This is a genomic window from Pseudomonas kilonensis (assembly GCF_001269885.1).
GTDB classification, from domain to species: domain Bacteria; phylum Pseudomonadota; class Gammaproteobacteria; order Pseudomonadales; family Pseudomonadaceae; genus Aquipseudomonas; species Aquipseudomonas kilonensis.
Genome location: NZ_LHVH01000023.1, coordinates 66,525 through 85,699, shown reverse-complemented (window position 1 = coordinate 85,699; position 19,175 = coordinate 66,525). Strand labels below are relative to the sequence as shown.

Genomic DNA, 19,175 nt, shown 5'->3' with positions numbered 1-19,175 from the left:
AAGTTCCCAGGGTTGTACAAGAAAGGATCTATAGTACAAGAGCTGACAAGGATAGTCGCTTCCTTGCTACAAGGTAGATCGTCGCGGGACTTGCGCCTTTGACTCGTCAGATAATGTGGATCCAAACGCCGTTTTTCGGGCAAACTCCACGGTTTTCAACTGTCCACCAAGGCCCTTTCCATGACTCCTTCGTCTTCGGTCGACGAGCAAAGTTTTCGCAAGCTCCTGAGCCGCAATATCAGCCTGCCGCTGGGCATGGGCGCCCTCAGCGCGGTGTTTTTCATCATCCTTGTCACGTACCTGCTGTCGGTGATCCAGTGGGTCGGGCATACCGACCGGGTGATCAATAATGCCAATGAGGCGCTCAAGCTGAGCGTGGACCTGGAAACCGGCATGCGTGGCTACCTGTTGAACGGTGACGAGCACTTTCTCGAGCCCTATGAAGTGGCCAAGCCGCGGATTGCCGTCGCGCTGGATACACTGCTGGAATTGACAGCCGACAACCCCGTCCAGACCGACCGGTTGCACAAGATACAAGCGCTCCAGACGGAATGGTCCACGTACGCCCAGGGCATGATCGACCTGCAACGCAGCAGCGGGGATTACCGGAGCGCGGCGAGGTCCGGGCGCGGCAAGCGCTTGACGGACGAGATCCGCCACACCTTCGAGGAAATCGTCGATACCGAGCAGCAACTGCGCGCGGCGCGCAACCAGGACGTGCGCACTACCACGGTCTGGAGCATTGCCCTGTACCTGCTGTTCGTCGCCGCTGTCAGTGGGTTGCTGGCCTACGTCGGCCGCCGGGATCTGTTGAGCTTGTCCGAGAGCTACAGCGCCAGCCTGAAAGTCCAGCAACGCAGCGCCTTGCACCTGGAGAAGCAGGCCTGGTTGCGCAATGGCCAGACGCTGCTGGCCGAACAGGTCCTGGGGCAGTTGTCCCTGAACCTGTTGGGCCGCAATATCCTGCAGTTCTGTGCGAAGTACCTGGATGTGGCGGTCGCTGCACTCTATACGCGGGAAGAAAATGGCGTCCTCAAGCGCGTCGCCACCTATGGCCTGTCCCGGGAGGATGACCAGCAGCAACAGATGATCGTCGACGGTGAAGGCATCGCCGGCCAGGCCGTGCAACAGGGCCGCCTCATTCGCCTGGACGACGTACCGGACGATTACCTCAAAGTCAGCTCCGGATTGGGGCAAGGCTTGCCCAACAGCGTGCTGGTGGTGCCCACCAGTGACGATGACCGGATCAACGGGGTCATCGAGCTGGGCTTCCTGCGGCCATTGACCGAGCGCGATATCGAGCTGTTGGAGTTGATCGCCGGCAATATCGGCACCTCCATCGAGGCCGCCCGTTATCGCCAGCGCTTGCAGGAAGTACTGGCCGAAACCCAGCAGTTGAACGAAGAACTGCAAGTGCAGCAGGAAGAGCTCAAGACCGCCAACGAGGAGCTGGAAGAGCAGTCGCGCATCCTCAAGGAATCCCAGGCCCACCTGGAAGCCCAGCAACAGGAGCTGGAGCAGACCAACGAGCAATTGGCCGAGCAGCGCGACGCCATGGACCAGAAGAACAGCGAGCTGAACCTGGTCCAGATCCAATTGCAGGAGCGCGCCGAAGAGTTGCAGCGTTCGAGCAAGTACAAATCCGAGTTCCTGGCCAATATGTCCCACGAGCTGCGCACGCCGCTCAACAGCTCGCTGATCCTGTCCAAGCTGCTGGCGGAAAACCCGCAGCAGAACCTCAGCGAGGAACAGGTCAAGTTCGCCGAGTCGATCTACTCCGCCGGCAACGATCTGTTGAACCTGATCAACGATATTCTCGACATCTCCAAGGTCGAGGCCGGAAAGCTGGAAGTGCGCCCGGAAAACACCAGCGTGCAGCGTCTGGTGGAAGGCCTGCGGGACATGTTCGAGCCGTTGGCAGCCGACAAGGGCCTGGGATTCGAGGTCCAGGTATTGCCCGATGCGCCGGCGATGCTCTACACCGACCGCCAGCGCCTGGAGCAGGTGATCAAGAACCTGCTGTCCAATGCCGTGAAGTTCACCGAGCAAGGCTCCGTCTGCCTGGCTGTGGCCGGGCAGCCGGGTTCGGGCATCGCGTTCATGGTGCGCGACTCGGGGATCGGCATCGCCGTCGATCAGCAGCAGAGCATCTTCGAAGCATTCCGCCAGGCCGATGGCACGACCAACCGTCGTTACGGCGGCACGGGCCTGGGGTTGTCGATTTCCCGGGACCTGGCCATGTTGCTGGGCGGCTCTATCTCGGTTTCCAGCGAGCCGGGGCAGGGCAGCGTGTTTACGCTGGTAATGCCTGAGCGTTATGTCGAGCCCGGGGACACGCCGACAGCGCCGATGACCTTCACCCCGACGGCCACCGCGCCAGCGCCGGTTGCGCCAAAAGCCGCCCCGGCACCGCTGATCGCTGAAGTGGATACGCCGATTGCCCGCTTCGCCGACGACCGCGACAAGGCGCCGTTCGACACCCGGTGCATCCTGGTGATCGAGGACGAACCCAAGTTCGCCCACATCCTGTTCGACCTGGCCCATGAGCTCGGTTACCAGTGCCTGGTGGCCCACGGTGCCGATGAAGGTTTCGACCTGGCTTTGCAACTGGCCCCCGACGCCATCCTGTTGGACATGCGCCTGCCGGACCATTCCGGGCTGACGGTGTTGCAGCGGCTCAAGGAGCGAGCCGAAACCCGGCACATTCCGGTGCACGTGATTTCCGTCGAAGACCGCGTCGAAGCCGCCATGCACATGGGCGCCATCGGCTATGCCGTCAAGCCGACCACCCGTGAAGAACTCAAGGATGTATTCGCCCGCCTGGAAGCCAAGCTGACCCAGAAGGTCAAGCGAGTGCTGCTGGTGGAGGACGATGACCTGCAACGCGACAGCATTACCCGGCTGATCGGCGATGATGACATCGAGATCACCGCCGTTGGCCTGGCCCAGCAGGCCCTGGACCTGCTGCGGACCAATGTCTACGACTGCATGATCATCGACCTCAAGTTGCCGGACATGCTCGGCAATGACCTGCTCAAGCGCATGTCCAGCGAAGACATCTGCTCCTTCCCGCCGGTGATCGTCTACACCGGGCGCAACCTGACCCGTGACGAAGAGGCCGAACTGCGCAAGTATTCGCGCTCGATCATCATCAAGGGCGCCCGTTCGCCAGAGCGCCTGTTGGACGAGGTGACACTCTTTCTGCACAAAGTCGAATCCCGGTTGTCCCATGAACGGCAGCGGATGCTCAAGACCGCCCGCAGCCGTGACAAGGTGTTTGAAGGCCGCAAGGTGTTGCTGGTGGATGACGATGTGCGCAACATCTTTGCCCTGACCAGCGCCCTGGAGGCGAAGGGGGCGATCGTTGTCATCGGCCGTAATGGTTTCGAGGCGATCGATCGCCTGAACGAGTTCGACGATATCGATCTGGTGCTGATGGATGTAATGATGCCGGAGATGGACGGTTTCGAAGCCACCGCGCTGATCCGCAAGGACCCGCGCTGGCGCAAGCTGCCCATTATTGCCGTGACGGCCAAGGCCATGAAGGATGATCAGGAACGCTGCCTGGCGGCGGGTTCCAACGACTACCTGGCCAAACCGATCGATCTGGATCGTCTGTTCTCGCTGATTCGCGTGTGGTTGCCGAATATGGAAAGAATTTAGTGGAACGTGACACTGACATTGAACTTCGTTTGTTGATCGAAGCGATCTACCTCAAGTACAGCTACGATTTTCGCGATTATTCCGGTGCGTCCATCAAGCGCCGGGTCCACCATGCGCTGAGCCAGTTCGAGTGCAGGACCATCTCGGCATTGCAGGAGCGCGTGCTGCATGACCCGGGGGCGTTCATGCAGTTGCTGCAACTGCTGACGATCCCGGTCAGCGAGATGTTTCGCGACCCCTCGCATTTCCTGGCCATTCGCGAGGAAATCGTGCCGCTGCTCAGGACGTACCCTTCGATCAAGATCTGGATCGCTGGTTGCAGCACAGGGGAGGAGGTCTACTCCATGGCGATCCTGCTGCGCGAAGAAGGCCTGCTGGACCGCACGCTCATCTATGCCACCGATATCAACCCGCGCTCGTTGGAAAAAGCCAAGCAGGGGATTTTTTCCCTGGAGAACGTGCGCACCTATACCCAGAACTACCAGGCCGCCGGAGGCCGGCGCTCGTTTGCCGATTACTATACCGCCGCCTACGATTATGCGATGTTCGACAAAACCCTGTGCGAGAACGTGACCTTTGCCGATCACAGCCTGGCGACCGACAGTGTGTTTTCAGAAACCCAGTTAATTTCCTGTCGTAATGTATTGATATATTTCAATAAAAAACTGCAGGATCGGGCGTTTGGATTGTTTCATGAGTCCCTTTGTCACCGTGGTTTCCTGGTATTGGGCAGTAAGGAGACGTTGGATTTCTCGGCTTACGGCCATCGATTCGAGCCGTTGGTCAAACAGGAACGGATCTATCGCAAGTTATGAACCAGACGAAGGACAGATCCAACCCGCCCATCGAGGCCATTGTCGTCGGTGCATCGGCCGGTGGCGTCGAAGCGTTGCTCAGGGTCTTCGGACACCTGCGCAAGGGTTTTGGCGTGCCTATCCTGGTGGTATTGCATTTGCCGGACGAGCGCGAAAGCCAACTGGCCCGTGTCTTCGGACATCGTCTGGCGGTGCCGGTGGAGGAAGCCCGGGACAAGCAAGACATCGTGCCGGGAACCTTGTATGTCGCCACGCCTGGCTATCACTTGTCGGTCGAGGCTGACCGTAGCCTGTCGTTGAGCCTGGAGGAACCGGTGCATCATTCGCGGCCGTCCATCGATGTGTTGTTTGAATCGGCCGCCGATGTCTATGGCCAGAAATTGCTGGCCGTGGTGCTGACCGGCGCCAACAATGATGGCGCCTGTGGCTTGGCGAAGGTCAGGGCACTGGGCGGGATCACGGTGGTCCAGGACCCCGGTGAAGCCCAGGTCTCGACCATGCCCGAAGCGGCGCTGGCCCTGCACGAGCCCGACCATATCCTTACTTTGCAAGGCATCGGCCAATTGCTGGCCGGGCTGGAATGAACCACATGCCAAGAGATGTTCAAGCCAAACTGCTGATCGTCGATGATCTGCCTGAGAATCTGTTGGCCCTGGAAGCGTTGATCAGGGGGCACGACCGCGAGGTCTTCAAGGCACCGTCGGCGGACGAAGCGCTGTCGCTGTTGCTGCAACACGACTTTGCCTTGGCCATCATCGATGTGCAGATGCCGGAGATGAATGGTTTCCAACTGGCCGAGCTGATGCGCGGCACGGAGAAGACCCGCAGCATTCCGATCATCTTCGTCAGTGCCGCCGGTCGTGAACGCAACTATGCCTTTACCGGTTATGAAAACGGTGCGGTGGACTTCCTGCACAAGCCGCTGGACACCCAGGCGGTCAAAAGCAAGGTCAATGTGTTCGTCGAGTTGTACCGTCAACGAAAGGCCATGAAGGAGCAGGTCGTAGCCCTTGAGCAGAGTCGCCGCGAGCAGGAGGTGCTGTTGCAGCAACTGGAGACCACCCGCGGCGAGCTGGAGCAAGCGGTGCGCATGCGTGACGACTTCATGTCCATCGTCGCCCACGAGGTGCGTACGCCCCTCAATGGTCTCATTCTCGAGACACAATTGCGCAAGATGCACCTGGCCCGGGACAACGCCGCCGCCTTCAGCCTGGATAAAGTGCGGGCGATGGTCGAACGCGACGAGCGGCAGATCAAGAGCCTGATCCGGCTGATCGAGGACATGCTGGATGTGTCGCGGATTCGCACCGGCAAGCTGTCGATCCGTCCGACCCGCTTCAACCTGACGGCATTGGTGGAGAACCTGCTGCGCAATTTCCAGCCGCAGATCGCCGTCGCCGAGTGCTCGTTGACCTGCATGGCTGAACCGGCGGTGGAGGGGCTTTGGGATGAGTTTCGTATCGAGCAGGTGGTCTCGAACCTGTTGACCAATGCGTTGCGCTACGGCGGCAAGGGCCCGATCGAGGTGCGCGTCTACAAGACGCCCGACCACGCCTGCATCGAGGTCCAGGACCATGGCATCGGTATCAGCGAGGAAAACCAGAAACGTATCTTCCAGCAGTTCGAGCGCGTATCGTCCAAGGCGGCCGCTGCTGGCCTGGGCCTGGGGCTGTTCATTTCCGAGCAGATTGTAGCGGCCCATGGCGGGACGATCACGGTCAACAGTCGCCTCAATGACGGGGCCTTGTTTCGTGTTTGCCTGCCCTTGCAGAAAACTGTCTTGGACAAAACCGCCGAACAGACGCAACCTCTGCGAGACCCCAAGGTCGTATCAGCAGCTATTGATCGAACAAAGGCTTCTCATGAGTGAAGATGCGCAAGATGTTGTATTGATCGTCGAGGATGACCCGTCGATCCTGATGGTGCTGTCGGCTTACCTGTCGGGCGAGGGATACCGGGTGCTGCAGGCCGAAAACGGTGCCCAGGCGTTCGAGATCCTGGCGAGCAAGCCTCATCTGGACATGATGATTACCGACTTCCGCCTGCCGGGTGGTATCTCCGGGGTGCAGATCGCCGAGCCTGCGGTCAAGTTGCGCCCCGAGCTGAAGGTCATTTTCATCAGCGGCTACGCGCAGGAAGTGCGCGACACCGATAGCCCCATTACCCGCAAGGCGCCGATCCTGGACAAGCCGTTCGACCTGGATGAGCTGCAGAGCATCATGCAGTCGATGTTGTCGTAGGTTTCAAAAGTATTGTTTGGATTGGGCAAGGCTTTTGTGGGAGCAAGGCTTGCCCGCGATGAGGGCTGCTCGGTCTTTCTGAAACCGAGGCGACTTCATCGCGAGCAAGCTTTGCTCCCACAGAATCGAGGATCTTCCCACAGAATCAAGGATCTTCCCACAGAGTTAAGGGCCCTCTCACTGAATCAAGGAACCGTGATCATCTCCCGCACCTTGGCCGTCAACAAATCAAACGTGAACGGCTTGGTGATCATCTGCATCCCCGGGTCCAGGAAGCCGCCGCGTACCGCTGCGTGTTCCGCATAACCGGTGATGAACAGCACCCGCAGGTCCGGGCGGATCTGCCGGCCGATTTCCGCCAGTTGCCGGCCATTCATGCCGGGCAGGCCCACGTCGCTGATCAGCAGGTCGATGCGTTGGCCTGACTGGAGGATCGGTATTGCGCTGTTGGCGTCGGCCGCTTCCACAAAGGCATAGCCCAGCTCGCTCAACACCGCGCTCACCAGCACTCGCACCGCTGGATCGTCCTCGACGATCAGCACGGTCTCACCGTCCTGCGCATAGGGTGCGTGTGGGGTGGTGACCTGAGGTTCGTGTATTTCCTCACCGCGAAAGCGCGGCAGGTAAAGGTTCACGGTGGTGCCTTTGTCGACTTCGCTGTCGATGGTCACATGGCCACGCGATTGCTTGCTGAACCCATAGATCATCGACAGGCCCAACCCGGTGCCCTGGCCGATTGGCTTGGTGGTGAAGAACGGATCGAACGCGCGACCGATGATCGCTTCGGGCATGCCGCAACCGCTGTCCTGCACGCTCAGCACCACATAGTCGCCGGGTTCCAGGTTGGTGTAGGCGTCGGTGAAATCGGCGTCCAGGTGCTGGTTGCAGGTCTGTACCACCAGGTTCCCGCCGTTGGGCATGGCATCCCGGGCGTTGAGGACCAGGTTGAGCAGGGCGCTTTCCAGTTGGTTGGGGTCGGCTTCGGCGACCCAGAGCTGTTCGTCCAGCCGCATGTCCAGGCGGATACTTTCGTTGAGGCTGCGTTGCAGCAACTCGCCCATGGACAGCACCAGCGTGTTCATCTGGACGGCCTTGGAGTCCAGTGATTGCCGACGGGAAAACGCCAGCAGGCGATGGGTCAGGCCGGCGGCGCGGTTGGCCGAGGTCACGCCCAGGTCGATCAGGCTGTCCAGGTCTTCGGTGCGGCCCCGGGCCAGACGTCGGCGCAGCAGTTCGAGGCTGCCGATGATCCCTGTGAGCATGTTGTTGAAGTCGTGGGCGATACCGCCGGTGAGCTGGCCGACCGCTTCCATTTTCTGCGACTGGCGCAGGGCTTCTTCGTTATGGCGCAACTGGGCGGTGCGTTCTTCCACTTGCTGTTCGAGGGTTTCAAGGGTGGTTTGCAGGCGCAGTTCGCTGTTGCTGAGGTCGATCAGGCGGTCGCGGGCTTCGTACTGCCTTCGACGGCCGCGCAGGGCGGTGGTCACCAGGCTGATCAGGGTCACCGGGTGGAAAGGGCGCTCGAGAAAGGTCACGTTGCCCAGTTGTGTACCGATACGCGCCGCCGGGTTCTGTTCCGGGCCGCCGTGATGGGTCAGCAAGACAATGGGCAGGTCAGACCAGGCCGGCTGCTGCTCGATGTGCAGGAACAGCGCTTCCAGATCGGGCCCCACCAGGGCTTCCGAGGAAATCACCAGCAGGCCGGCACCTTTTTCCAATTCTTCGCACAAATGACCCAGATGACGGCAAATGAGGCCGGCGAAACCGGCTTCATTGAGGATCATCAAGGCGATCTGGCTGTCCCGTCCCAGCGGCGCGAGGATCAGCGCCCGTTCGGACAGGGGCTCGGCCAGCGTCACCGGTGTTCATCCCCGAGCAACGGGTTGCTCTCGCCCATGTAAGTGGGAACCCCTCGCAAGACGCCTTGGAACGCTTCGAGCGGTTCGCCGATGGTCATGCCCAAGCCGCTGATGCGGTATTCGCGGATGGTCGACTCATGGCTGCCCGTACGTTTCTTGATGATGGAAATCGCCCGACGAACCTTGCCCAGCGCTTCGAAATAACGCAAAAGAATCACCGTGTCAGCCAGGTAAGTAATGTCCACGGGCGCCTGCATGTCGCCGACCAGGCCGTGCTGGGCTACGGTCATGAAGGTCGCCGCGCCCTTGCGGTTGAGATAGAGCAACAGTTCATGCATGTGCAGCACCAGGGCATTCTCTTCCGGCATGGCCGCCTGGTAACCGTTGATGCTGTCGATGACCACGGTCTTGATGTCGCCCTCATCGACGCAACGGCGCACGCGGTGGGAGAACTCGCCAGGGGACAGCTCGGCGGCGTCCACTTGTTCGATCAGCAGGTTGCCGGTCTCTTGCAGGGCTTGTAGATCGATGCCGATGTTTTTCATGCGCTCGAACAACAAGCCCAGTTCTTCATCGAAGATGAACAGCGCGGCCTTCTCGCCGCGGCGCACAGCGGCGGCGGCAAAAATCAGTGCTATCAGCGACTTGCCGGTCCCCGCCGGGCCCAGGATCAACGTGCTGGAACCAGTCTCGATACCGCCGCCCAGCAGCGAGTCCAGTTCGCCGATGCCGCTGGAGAGTTGTTGGCGCAGGTACTGGCCGCGGTGTTCGGCGGCCACCAGGCGTGGGAAGACGTGCACGCCGTCACCCATGATGGTGAAGTCATGGTAACCGCCGCGGTATTTCTGCCCGCGATACTTGACCACTCGGATCCGCCGCCGTTCGGCGCCATAGTTGGGCGTCAGTTCTTCCAGGCGAATCACCCCGTGGGCGACGCTGTGCACGGTCTTGTCCAGGGACTCGGTGGTCAGGTCGTCGAGCAACAGGACCGTGGCGTCGTAGCGCACGAAGTAGTGCTTGATCGCGAGGATCTGGCGCCGATAGCGCAGGGAGCTTTGCGCCAGCAGGCGAATCTCCGAGAGGCTGTCGAGCACCACCCGGGTTGGCTTGACCCGTTCGACCACTTCGAAGATCTGCCGGGTCGCCTCGCCCAGCTCCAGGTCCGAGGAGTACAGCAAGCTCTGCTGGTGCTCGGCATTGAGCAGGCTTTCGGGTGGGGTCAGCTCGAAAATATGAATATTGTCGTCCAGCGTCCACCCGTGGGAGGTTGCGCCCTGACGCAGTTCACGCTCGGTTTCCGATAGCGTGATGTACAACGAGCGCTCGCCAGCCTTGGCGCCGGCCAACAGAAAATGCAGCGCGACCGTGGTCTTACCAGTCCCCGGTTCCCCCTCAAGCAGGAACACGTGGCCGCGGGACAAACCACCGGAAAGGACGTCGTCCAGTCCTTCGATGCCGGTGGCGGCTTTTGCACTGATCAACTCGTTAGATGTAGACAAAAATAGCCCTCTCATGACTAGGGAAGTGGGCAGCAGGCGGGGTAACGCCTGAATTCAACTGCCTGAACACTTGACCCTTGGCGGTGATGGCGGTTCCGCTTATATCGATAAAACGCGGTGTGCGGCACAACTTTGTAGGAGCTGTCGAGCGAAGCGAGGCTGCGATCTTGTCCCAGACAATTGAGTCGCAAGCGAAAGATTAAGATCAAAAGATCGTCCGAACGCGGCCCGAGCCTTCGGCAGCGCCTACAGGCCTTGTTGCAGCACCGGGTCGTCAGGGTTCAATTGTTCAAGTTGCGCCAGCAGGACTTGAACATTCTGCAACTGGCCGGTCTCCTGCCAATAGTTGATCAGCAGCACCCGTGCCTTGCGGTCGGCGGGGTAGCGCTGGACGATTTCCTGCAACTGTTTCTGCGCCGCTTCCACTTCCTGCTCGGCATGCAGGGTGGTCGCCAGGTCATAGCGGTAATGGCGGTTCTCGGGCTCCAGTTCCACGGCTTTTGCCAAGCCAAGCAGCGCATACTCGTTCTGACCGTGTTGCAGCAGCCACATGCCCAGCGCATGTTGCAGATAAGCCGACGCTGGCTGGGTCTGCAACTGTCGGGCGAGCAATTGTCGTGCGGCTTCGCCCTGGCCTTGTTTGTCCAGCACTTCGATCTGCATGACCAGCGCCGGCAGGTTGTTCGGTTGCAGGCGCAAAGTCTGCTCAAGCGCCAGTTGGGCTTTCTTCAGTTCGGCGTTGTGCAGGTGCAGTCGGGCGAGCTGGTAGTGGGTCTCAGCGGTTTTCGGACCGTCCTCGAGCACCTGTTCCCAGGTGTCGATGGCTAACTGCATCGCCCCGAAATACAAGCCGAGGTCATCCGGCGACAAGCCCAGCAGCGCGTTCACGGCGGCGAATCGGACGTTCTGGTCATCATCATCCAGGAGCGGGCCGAGCAACAGGCTGCGCTGGCCGGTCGGCACCAGCCCGACGATGCTGCCGATGGCGGCTCGACGCACGTCCGGCGATTCGCTGTGCAGGTCCGCGTCCGCCAGTTTCAGGGCTTGAGGGCTGGGGTAGTTGGGCAGTTCGGCGTGCAGCCATACGCGGCGCTTGGGCGAGAGGTCCGGACGCCCCAATTGCTGGTAAAGCATCCGTGCCGCCCCTGGCTGCCCATTACGGGCGTTTTCCAAGGCATCACTGTAGCCACGCTTGATCGCTTCGGGGATTTGCGGCGTGGTGCTGCGTAGCCACACCGCGACAAGACCGATCAACAACAGGACACAGAGGCTGAGGAGCAGATAGCGGCGGCGAGGCGAGAGCATGCAGGGAATCCATTACCAGAAGCGTGAAATGTCGCAAGCTTCGGTCAGGTAAGGGCTTGAGTCAAACCCTGTGAAGCATCTCATGCGCCCAGGGTAAGTTTGCCCGAGTCAATGTGGGAGCAAGGCTTGCCCGCGATGAGGGCGGCACATTTAGCATCAACGTAACTGACACACCGCTATCGCGAGCAAGCTTTGCTCCCACAGGGTTGTCCTCAGCAAGCTTTGCTCCCACAGGGTGCTCCTACAGGAGGAGGTGGAGGTTAGCGCCAGCCGAAAAAAAGCCCCGCGTCCAAATGAGAGGCGGGGCAAAAATTTGGCTGGTTGCGGCCAACCAAAGGAGCTCGGTTGAGAAGGGGGATCAGTTGCTGGCAACGGTCTCCGGTTTCCAGCCGCCGCCCAGGGCCTTGTAGATCGCGACGATGCCGCGGTACAGGTCCACTTCGGCCTGGGCCTGGGTGTCTTCGGCGGCCAGGCGTTCGCGCTGGGCGTCGAGCAGCACGAGGAAGTCCTCGGTGCCTTCGCGGTAGCGAATCTCGGCCAGGTCGGCGGCGGCGCGGCTCGATTCACTCTGGCGGATCAGCGAGATCAGCCGTTGTTGGCGCTTGCCGTAGTCGCTGAAGGCGTTTTCCGATTCTTCCAGGGCCAGCAGCACTTGCTGTTCGTAGGTCGCCAAGGCGCCGTCCGCCTCGGCGTCGGCACCGCGCAAGCGAGCCCGCACGCTGCCCAGGTCGAAAGCCGCCCAGGTAATGCTCGGGCCCAGCGCCCAGGCGTTGGCCGCCGAGGAGCCGATCTGCGAACCGCGTCCAGCCGTGAAGCCAAGGAAACCGCTCAGGCTGACCCGTGGAAACAGATCCGCCTTGGCCACGCCGATGCGCGCCGTGGCGGCGGCCAACTGGCGTTCGGCACTGAGAATGTCCGGGCGCCGTTGCAGCAGTTCACCCGGATCGCCGATGGGCAGGGCCTTGGCGATGGCCGGCAACTGTTTCGGGCTCAGGTCCACACTGAGTTTGTCCGGACGCTCGCCCAGCAACGTGGCGATGCGATTGCGTTGGCGCACCTGTTCGGCCTGCAGCTGCGGCACACTGGCTTCCACCGCGGCCAGGCGGGCATCGGCACGCACCACATCGAGCTGATCGCCGACGCCGGCATCACGCAGGCTTTCGGTGATCTTGCGCGAATCCTGCTGGTTCTTGAGGTTCGCCAGGGCGATCTTTTCCCGCAGTTGGGCGCCGCGCAATTGACCGTAGGCATCCACCAGTTCGGCGATCATCGTCACCTGCAACTGGTAGAGATCGGCTTCGACTGCCTGCTGGTCGGCATCGGTGGCTTCCAGGTTACGCTGGATGCGCCCGAACAAGTCCAGCTCCCAGGCCATGTCCAGGCCCAGGTCGTAACGCTCGGAGTTGACCCGGTCGTCCGTTTGCCCCATCGGGTTCTGGCCTTTGCCCAGTTCGCTGCTGGCGCGGCTGGTAATGGTCGGCATGGCGTCATTGCTGGCGTCATCGCGAATCGCCCGGGCGGCCCGCAAGCGGGCGAAAGCCACGCGCAACTCGCGGTTGCCTTCCAGCGAGCGGGTCACCAACGCGTTAAGGGTCGGGTCGTCGAACTGCTGCCACCAGATGCCTTCGAAACGGGCTCGGTCGAAGTTCTTCTGGCCGGCGGCGCCATCGGTGGCGGTGGTGATGTTCGCCGCCTCCGTTTGCGGGGCCTTGTAGTCCGGGCCCACGGCACAGGCACTCAAGGCCAACACCAGCAAGCTCGGCACGAACGCTTTCAAACTCATTGTTGCGCCTCCAGTTTCAAAGCCCGGGCCGCTTTGCGGGCCTCGCTGCGCTCGACGAAGTTGCGGATCAGTACATAGAACACAGGGGTGAGCAGCAGGCCGAAGAAGGTCACGCCGAGCATCCCGGAGAACACCGCCACACCCATGGCGTGGCGCATTTCCGCACCTGCGCCGCTGGAGAACACCAGGGGCACCACGCCCATGATGAAGGCGAAGGAGGTCATCAGGATCGGCCGCAGACGCAGGCGGCACGCTTCGAGGACCGCCGCCAGCGGGTTCATGCCTTCGAGCTGTTTATCCTTGGCGAACTCGACGATCAGAATCGCGTTCTTGCAGGCAAGTCCCACCAGTACGATCAAGCCGATCTGGGTAAAGATGTTGTTGTCGCCACCGGAGAGAATCACCCCGGTAATCGCCGACAACAGGGTCATCGGTACGATCAGGATCACCGCCAATGGCAGGCTCCAGCTTTCGTACTGCGCCGCGAGCACCAGGAACGCCAGCAGTACGCAGAGCGGGAACACGAACAGCGCGGTGTTGCCCGAGAGGATCTGCTGGTAGGTCAGGTCGGTCCACTCGTAGGTCATGCCGTTGGGCAATTCGTCCTTGAGCAGTTTCTCGATGGCCTTTTCAGCCTGGCCGGAGCTGTAGCCCGGGGCGGCGGCACCGTTGATTTCAGCTGTGATGAAACCGTTGTAATGCATCACGCGGTCTGGCCCCGAGGTGTCGCTGACCTTGATGAAGGTCGCCAGCGGGATCATCTCGCCACGGTTGTTGCGCACCTTGAGCTGGCCGATCTGGTCCGACTCGAGACGGAACTGCTGCTCAGCCTGGACGTTGACCTGGTAGGTGCGGCCGAAGCGGTTGAAGTCGTTGGCATACAGCGAACCCAGGTAGATCTGCAGGGTGTCGAAGATGTCGCTGACGGCCACGCCGTGGGTCTTGGCTTTTTCACGGTCGATGGCGGCATCGACCTGGGGCACGTTCACGGTGTAGCTGGTGAACAACCCGGCCAGTTCCGGCACGTTCTGGCTCTTGGTAATGATGTTCATGGTTTCTTTGTACAGCTCGTCGTAGCCCAGGTTGCCCCGGTCTTCTATTTGCAGGCGGAAACCACCGATCGTGCCCAGGCCCTGTACCGGCGGCGGCGGGAAGATCGCCATGTAGGCTTCCTGGATCCCGGCGTACTGGCCGTTCAAGGCGCCGGCGATGGCGCCGGCCGACATGCTCGGGTCCTTGCGCTCGTCGAAGGGCTTGAGGGTCACGAACACGATGCCGGCGTTCGGGCTGTTGGTGAAACCGTTGATCGACAGGCCCGGGAAGGCCACGGCGCTTTCAACGCCCGGTTGCTTGAGGGCCAGATCGGACATGCGCTTGATCACGTCTTCGGTGCGATCCAGGCTCGCGGCGTCCGGCAGTTGGGCGAAGGCCACCAGGTATTGTTTGTCCTGGCCGGGCACGAAACCGGTCGGGGTGTTGGAGAAGCCGAAGAAGGTCAGCACCATCAGGCCCGCATAGAGCACCAGGGCGATGCCGCTGCTACGAATCACTCGGGCGACGGTGCCCACGTAACCGTGGCTGGCACGTTCGAAGAAGCGGTTGAACGGACGGAACAGCCAGCCGCCGAAAACCTTGTCCAGGAACTTGGAAAAACGGTCCTTGGGCGCATCATGGCCCTTGAGCAAAACGGCAGCCAGGGCCGGTGACAGGGTCAGGGAGTTGACTGCCGAAATCACCGTGGAGATGGCAATGGTCAGGGCGAACTGCTTATAGAACTGCCCGGTCAAGCCACTGATGAACGCCGCCGGAACGAAGACCGCGCACAGCACCAGGGCGGTGGCGATGATCGGGCCGGTCACTTCGCCCATGGCGCGCTTGGTCGCCTCCACGGGGGTGAGCCCCAGTTCGATGTTTCGCTCGACGTTCTCCACCACCACGATCGCGTCGTCCACCACGATACCGATCGCCAATACCAGGCCGAATAGCGAAAGGGCGTTCAACGAGAAGCCAAACAGGTGCATCACCGCGAACGTACCGATCAGCGAAACCGGTACGGCCACCAATGGAATGATCGAGGCGCGCCAGGTCTGCAGGAACAGGATCACCACCAGCACCACGAGAATCAGTGCTTCGAACAGGGTATGCACCACTGCCTCGATGGAGCCCCGGACGAAGATCGTCGGGTCATAGACGATGCTGTAGTCCATCCCGGCCGGGAAGCCCTTCTTCAACTCATCCATCTTCTCGCGGACGTCGTTGGAGATCTGGATGGCGTTGGAGCCTGGACGCTGGAAGATCGGGATCGCCACCGCCGGCTGGTTGTCCAGCAGCGAACGCAGGGCGTATTGGCTGGAACCCAGTTCGACCCGGGCGATGTCCTTCAGGCGAGTGATCTCGCCGTTGGCGCCGGAACGAATGATGATGTTCTCGAACTCTTCCTCATTCACCAGGCGACCCTGGGTGTTGATCGAGAGCTGGAAAGCCTGGGCATTGGGTGCTGGCGGCGCACCCAGGGCACCGGCAGCCACCTGGCGGTTCTGTTCACGGATCGCCGTGACCACGTCGGTGGCGGTCAGGTTGCGCGAAGCGGTCTTGTTCGGATCCAGCCAGACCCGCAGGGAGTAGTCGCCCATGCCGAACAGCTGCACATCACCCACGCCGCCCAGGCGCGCCAGCTCATCCTTGATGTTGAGCAGGGCGTAGTTGGACAGGTAGAGCATGTCGTAGCGTTTGTCCGGCGAGGTCAAGTGCACGACCATGGTCAGGTCGGGCGATGCCTTGTCCACCGTGATGCCGATCCGGGTCACTTCTTCCGGCAGCTTGGGCTCGGTCCGGGTGACGCGGTTCTGCACCTGCACCTGGGCATTGTCCAGGTCGGTGCCCAGGGCGAAGGTGATGGTCAGGGTGATCTTGCCGTCAGCGGTGGATTGCGAGGACATGTACAGCATGTTCTCGACGCCGGTGATGGCTTGCTCCAGGGGCGCGGCCACGGTTTCGCCGATGACCTTGGGGTTGGCGCCCGGGAAGTTGGCGCGCACGACCACGGTCGGCGGCACGACTTCCGGGTATTCGCTGATCGGCAATTGGAACAGCGAGATGGCGCCGGCGATCAGGATCAGCAGCGAAAGCACTGCTGCGAAGATCGGCCGCGAAATGAAGAACTGGGAAAATTTCATCTTGGATTCAGTCCCTTAACCGCGTGGGGTCGCAGCGGCCAGTTTGCCTGCCGATCCTGACGCGGCCTTGGACGGCGCGACTTGGGGCAGGTTGCTGGCTTCGAGCGCTTTACGTTGTTGTGCCAGGGCGGCAATGGTTTCGTCGCTGGCCATCGGCACGGTTTCAGGCGTGACCGGTGCGCCCGGACGAGCCCGTTGCAGCCCCTTGACGATAATGGTGTCGTCTTTGTTCAGGCCGCTGCGCACGATGCGCAGGCCTTCGATCTTCGGCCCCAGCTCGACGGCGCGGTAGGCCGGCTTGTTCTCGGCATCCATCACCAGCACGAATTTCTTGCCCAGGTCGGTGCCCACGGCTTCGTCGTTGATCAGCACGGCGGAGTAGGTGCCGCTGCCCACCAGTTTCAGGCGGGCATACAGGCCAGGGGTGTAGGCGCCGTCCTTGTTGTCGAACACGGCACGACCGCGGATGGTGCCGGTCTGCGGGTTGACCTGGTTGTCGACGAAGTTCATCTGGCCCTGGTGCGGGTTGCCGTCTTCGTTGGACAGGCCCATGTAGACCGGTGTGGCCTGGCCGCGCTGGCCCTGGCGGGCAAGTTGGGTGTACTTGAGGAAGACACGTTCGTCGGCATCGAAGTAGGCGTAGACCTTGTCCGTGGAGACCACGCTGGTGAGCGGCGTGACGTCGGCGGTCACCAGGTTGCCGGCGGTGATGGCCGCCCGGCTGACGCGACCGCTGATGGGCGAGGTCACCCGGGTGAAGCTCAGGTTCAGCTTGGCCAGGTCCAATTGTGCCTGGATGGCCGCAGCGGCGGCGCGGGCTTCCTGGGCGGCGCTGGTGCGCGAGTCGGCCAGCTCGGCGGAAATGGCATTGCTCAAGCGCAGGCGTTCGCCACGCTGGGCTTCGTTTTCGCTGCGGGTGGCGGTGGCGCGGGCTTGGGCCAGTTGGGCTTCGAGACGACGTACTTCAGCCTGGAAGGGGCGTGGGTCGATCTGGAACAACAGGTCGCCTTTCTTGACCAGCGCACCTTCGGTGAAGGCCACTTCGTCGATCTGCCCGGAAACCCGTGGGCGGATCTCGACGGTTTCCGGCGCTTCAAGGCGCCCGGTGAACTCATCCCATTCGTTGACAGGTTGCTCCAATACCTTGGCCACACTGACTTTGGCCGGCGGCATGGACGCTGCCGTGTCGGGAGTCTTGCCGCAAGCGCTCATCACCAGCACCGCCAGCAGCGCGAGGGGAAAACGCAGTTTTGAAAGTGAATGTTCCATGGATAGCATCCGCCAATGTATTGAGAATGGGCGGATGATGCGTGGCGCAAGGCAGAGGAACGAATCGAATGAAGCAAAGGTAACTATCATTCAGAATGATATAAGCCATCGATAAGGCCTCTAGTCCGGCAGTGCGGGGCACTTTGGACAAGCAAGGGAAGCCGTGGCGAGGGAGCTTGCTCCCGCGGGGTTCTGTAGGAGCTGGCGAAGCCTGCGATCTTTTGACCTTGATCTTTCGCTCTGGACTCAATGGGCAGGGGAAAGATCGCAGCCTCGTTGCACTCGACAGCTCCTACACAGCTCCTACGGTCGAACGAGAGTAAGAGCGCTTGCTATCAAATGTATTGATGATTGCAGTCTACTGCGGCAAGTAGATGTCATGGACCCGCTTGATGGTCCCATCCGCGCGAAGCGCTTCAACCGCTTTGCGCAAATCCTCGACCATTTTTGGCGAGCATTGCTTCGAGCAGGCCAGGTAAAGGTCAGCGCTGCTGCCGACCTTACTCATGAGCAGTTTGCGCTTGGACACCTTCGGCCAGATGTACAGACTCTCCGGCACGCCGTTGAACCAGGCATCGATACGCCCCATCAACAGCATCTGGGCGGGGTTGTCGCCGATGGCCAGCGGATAGATCTGCTCATCGCTGAACCCTTCGGTGTGCAGGATATCTGCTTGGGCGCTGCCCAGGCCGACGCCGATCTTGCGGTAGGTTTCTTTCGCTTGGGCGAAGCTGCTCACGCGCCGCTCAAGGCTGAAAAAAGCGCGCTCCATGGGCATGATCGAGGCGATCCAGGTGAAGCGATCCTCGCGGGTGGGGATGCGCGACAGTGGTGCGATCAAGTGGTCATGTTCTTCACTGACGTGTTTCTGTGCCCTGGCCCAGGGGAGTAGATGGACTTTCACGGCGTACCCGGCCTTGGTCATGGCCGCCACGGCGACATCGCCAACGATGCCGTGGCCCCTCGGGTCGTTGACGAACGTCAGCGGCGGCGCGTCGAGGATATGCAGTTCTATCTCCAAGGGTTCACCGCGTGCGTTGCTGACAACCAACAGCGGTAACAACAGACAAAGCCTGGATAGCGCTCTGGTGGGTGCATTCAAGACGCGTTTACTCGGGCTCATGATCGATACTTCAGGCATGGGAAAGTGGGGGCGTCATTCTACGAGGCGGCGCCGGGAACAGCGTGATGCAGGCCGATTTTATGTGATGCGGCGCATCCCACGCGGGTTCGCCACAGTCGTTTATTTGGACACGTCAGTCTGTTGCATTGGCCTGACCGCGTGTATCTGAAGGTATAGATCATCCCGTCGATAAAAACCTTGAGTCGATACCGGATCAAGGCGGTTAATTCAAAGGTCGGTGGCACCCATGTGGATGATTGGAATGTCCACCACTTTATTTATCGGCAAACCGCTCAAGTAACGGAGGAGCGGGCCCGTTACATATCGAGAGGGGGTAAATCTCTGGCCCTCGGCAGTAACCCAGCTTTACCGATCAAGCGTCATCGCCCTATGCATAAAAGGGGGATCACAGGTTTCGGTGCGGGGTCAGTAAAGGAAGTCGA

The 19,175-nt window shown here is 61.0% G+C and carries 12 protein-coding genes; 5 read left to right on the top strand and 7 right to left on the bottom strand.

The features are described from left to right. The first annotated feature begins 180 nt into the window (after nucleotides 1-180). Genes AD662_RS15965 through AD662_RS15945 form a run of 5 tightly spaced genes read left to right on the top strand, consistent with a single transcriptional unit; the run spans nucleotide 181 to nucleotide 6,718 of the window. Complete coding sequence (locus AD662_RS15965) at nucleotides 181-3,663, top strand: response regulator (protein ID WP_053188743.1); 3,483 nt, start codon at nucleotides 181-183, stop codon at nucleotides 3,661-3,663. Further along, nucleotides 3,663-4,478, top strand: coding sequence for a CheR family methyltransferase (locus AD662_RS15960; RefSeq protein ID WP_053188740.1), 816 nt, complete (start codon nucleotides 3,663-3,665; stop codon nucleotides 4,476-4,478). The genes AD662_RS15965 and AD662_RS15960 overlap by 1 nt, the downstream gene beginning before the upstream one ends. Continuing rightward, on the top strand, nucleotides 4,475-5,062 hold the full coding sequence (locus AD662_RS15955) for a chemotaxis protein CheB (protein WP_003202309.1): 588 nt from the start codon (nucleotides 4,475-4,477) through the stop codon (nucleotides 5,060-5,062). Before AD662_RS15960 ends, AD662_RS15955 begins: the two co-directional genes overlap by 4 nt. Before the next feature lie 5 nt (nucleotides 5,063-5,067). Next, entirely contained in the window at nucleotides 5,068-6,348 is a 1,281-nt protein-coding gene (locus AD662_RS15950) for a hybrid sensor histidine kinase/response regulator (RefSeq protein WP_018601497.1), read from the top strand. After that, nucleotides 6,341-6,718: a response regulator gene (locus tag AD662_RS15945; protein WP_014338183.1), complete on the top strand. Its 378-nt coding sequence runs from the start codon at nucleotides 6,341-6,343 to the stop codon at nucleotides 6,716-6,718. Before AD662_RS15950 ends, AD662_RS15945 begins: the two co-directional genes overlap by 8 nt. A gap of 185 nt (nucleotides 6,719-6,903) precedes the next feature. On the opposite strand, the gene AD662_RS15940 is transcribed toward AD662_RS15945, so the two are convergent. The 7 genes from AD662_RS15940 to AD662_RS15910 form a co-directional block, all read right to left on the bottom strand. After that, nucleotides 6,904-8,577 (bottom strand): response regulator, encoded by a 1,674-nt coding sequence (locus AD662_RS15940; RefSeq protein WP_018601495.1) that lies wholly within the window; start codon nucleotides 8,575-8,577, stop codon nucleotides 6,904-6,906. Continuing rightward, nucleotides 8,574-10,076, bottom strand: a complete 1,503-nt coding sequence (locus AD662_RS15935) for an ATPase domain-containing protein (protein ID WP_033062393.1) — start codon at nucleotides 10,074-10,076, stop codon at nucleotides 8,574-8,576. Before AD662_RS15935 ends, AD662_RS15940 begins: the two co-directional genes overlap by 4 nt. A 246-nt stretch (nucleotides 10,077-10,322) precedes the next feature. After that, nucleotides 10,323-11,381, bottom strand: coding sequence for a tetratricopeptide repeat protein (locus AD662_RS15930; RefSeq protein WP_053188737.1), 1,059 nt, complete (start codon nucleotides 11,379-11,381; stop codon nucleotides 10,323-10,325). 358 nt (nucleotides 11,382-11,739) lie between these two features. After that, the gene (locus AD662_RS15925) at nucleotides 11,740-13,164 is read right to left on the bottom strand and encodes an efflux transporter outer membrane subunit (protein WP_053180093.1); all 1,425 of its coding nucleotides are present in this window, start codon (nucleotides 13,162-13,164) and stop codon (nucleotides 11,740-11,742) included. Next, the gene (locus tag AD662_RS15920) at nucleotides 13,161-16,340 is read right to left on the bottom strand and encodes an efflux RND transporter permease subunit (RefSeq protein ID WP_018601485.1); all 3,180 of its coding nucleotides are present in this window, start codon (nucleotides 16,338-16,340) and stop codon (nucleotides 13,161-13,163) included. Before AD662_RS15920 ends, AD662_RS15925 begins: the two co-directional genes overlap by 4 nt. A gap of 15 nt (nucleotides 16,341-16,355) precedes the next feature. Continuing rightward, nucleotides 16,356-17,609, bottom strand: a complete 1,254-nt coding sequence (gene mexE / locus AD662_RS15915; protein WP_018601483.1) for a multidrug efflux RND transporter periplasmic adaptor subunit MexE — start codon at nucleotides 17,607-17,609, stop codon at nucleotides 16,356-16,358. Nucleotides 17,610-17,967: 358 nt separating this feature from the next. Continuing rightward, nucleotides 17,968-18,732: a substrate-binding periplasmic protein gene (locus AD662_RS15910; protein WP_053188871.1), complete on the bottom strand. Its 765-nt coding sequence runs from the start codon at nucleotides 18,730-18,732 to the stop codon at nucleotides 17,968-17,970. Between the last annotated feature and the right edge of the window lie 443 nt (nucleotides 18,733-19,175).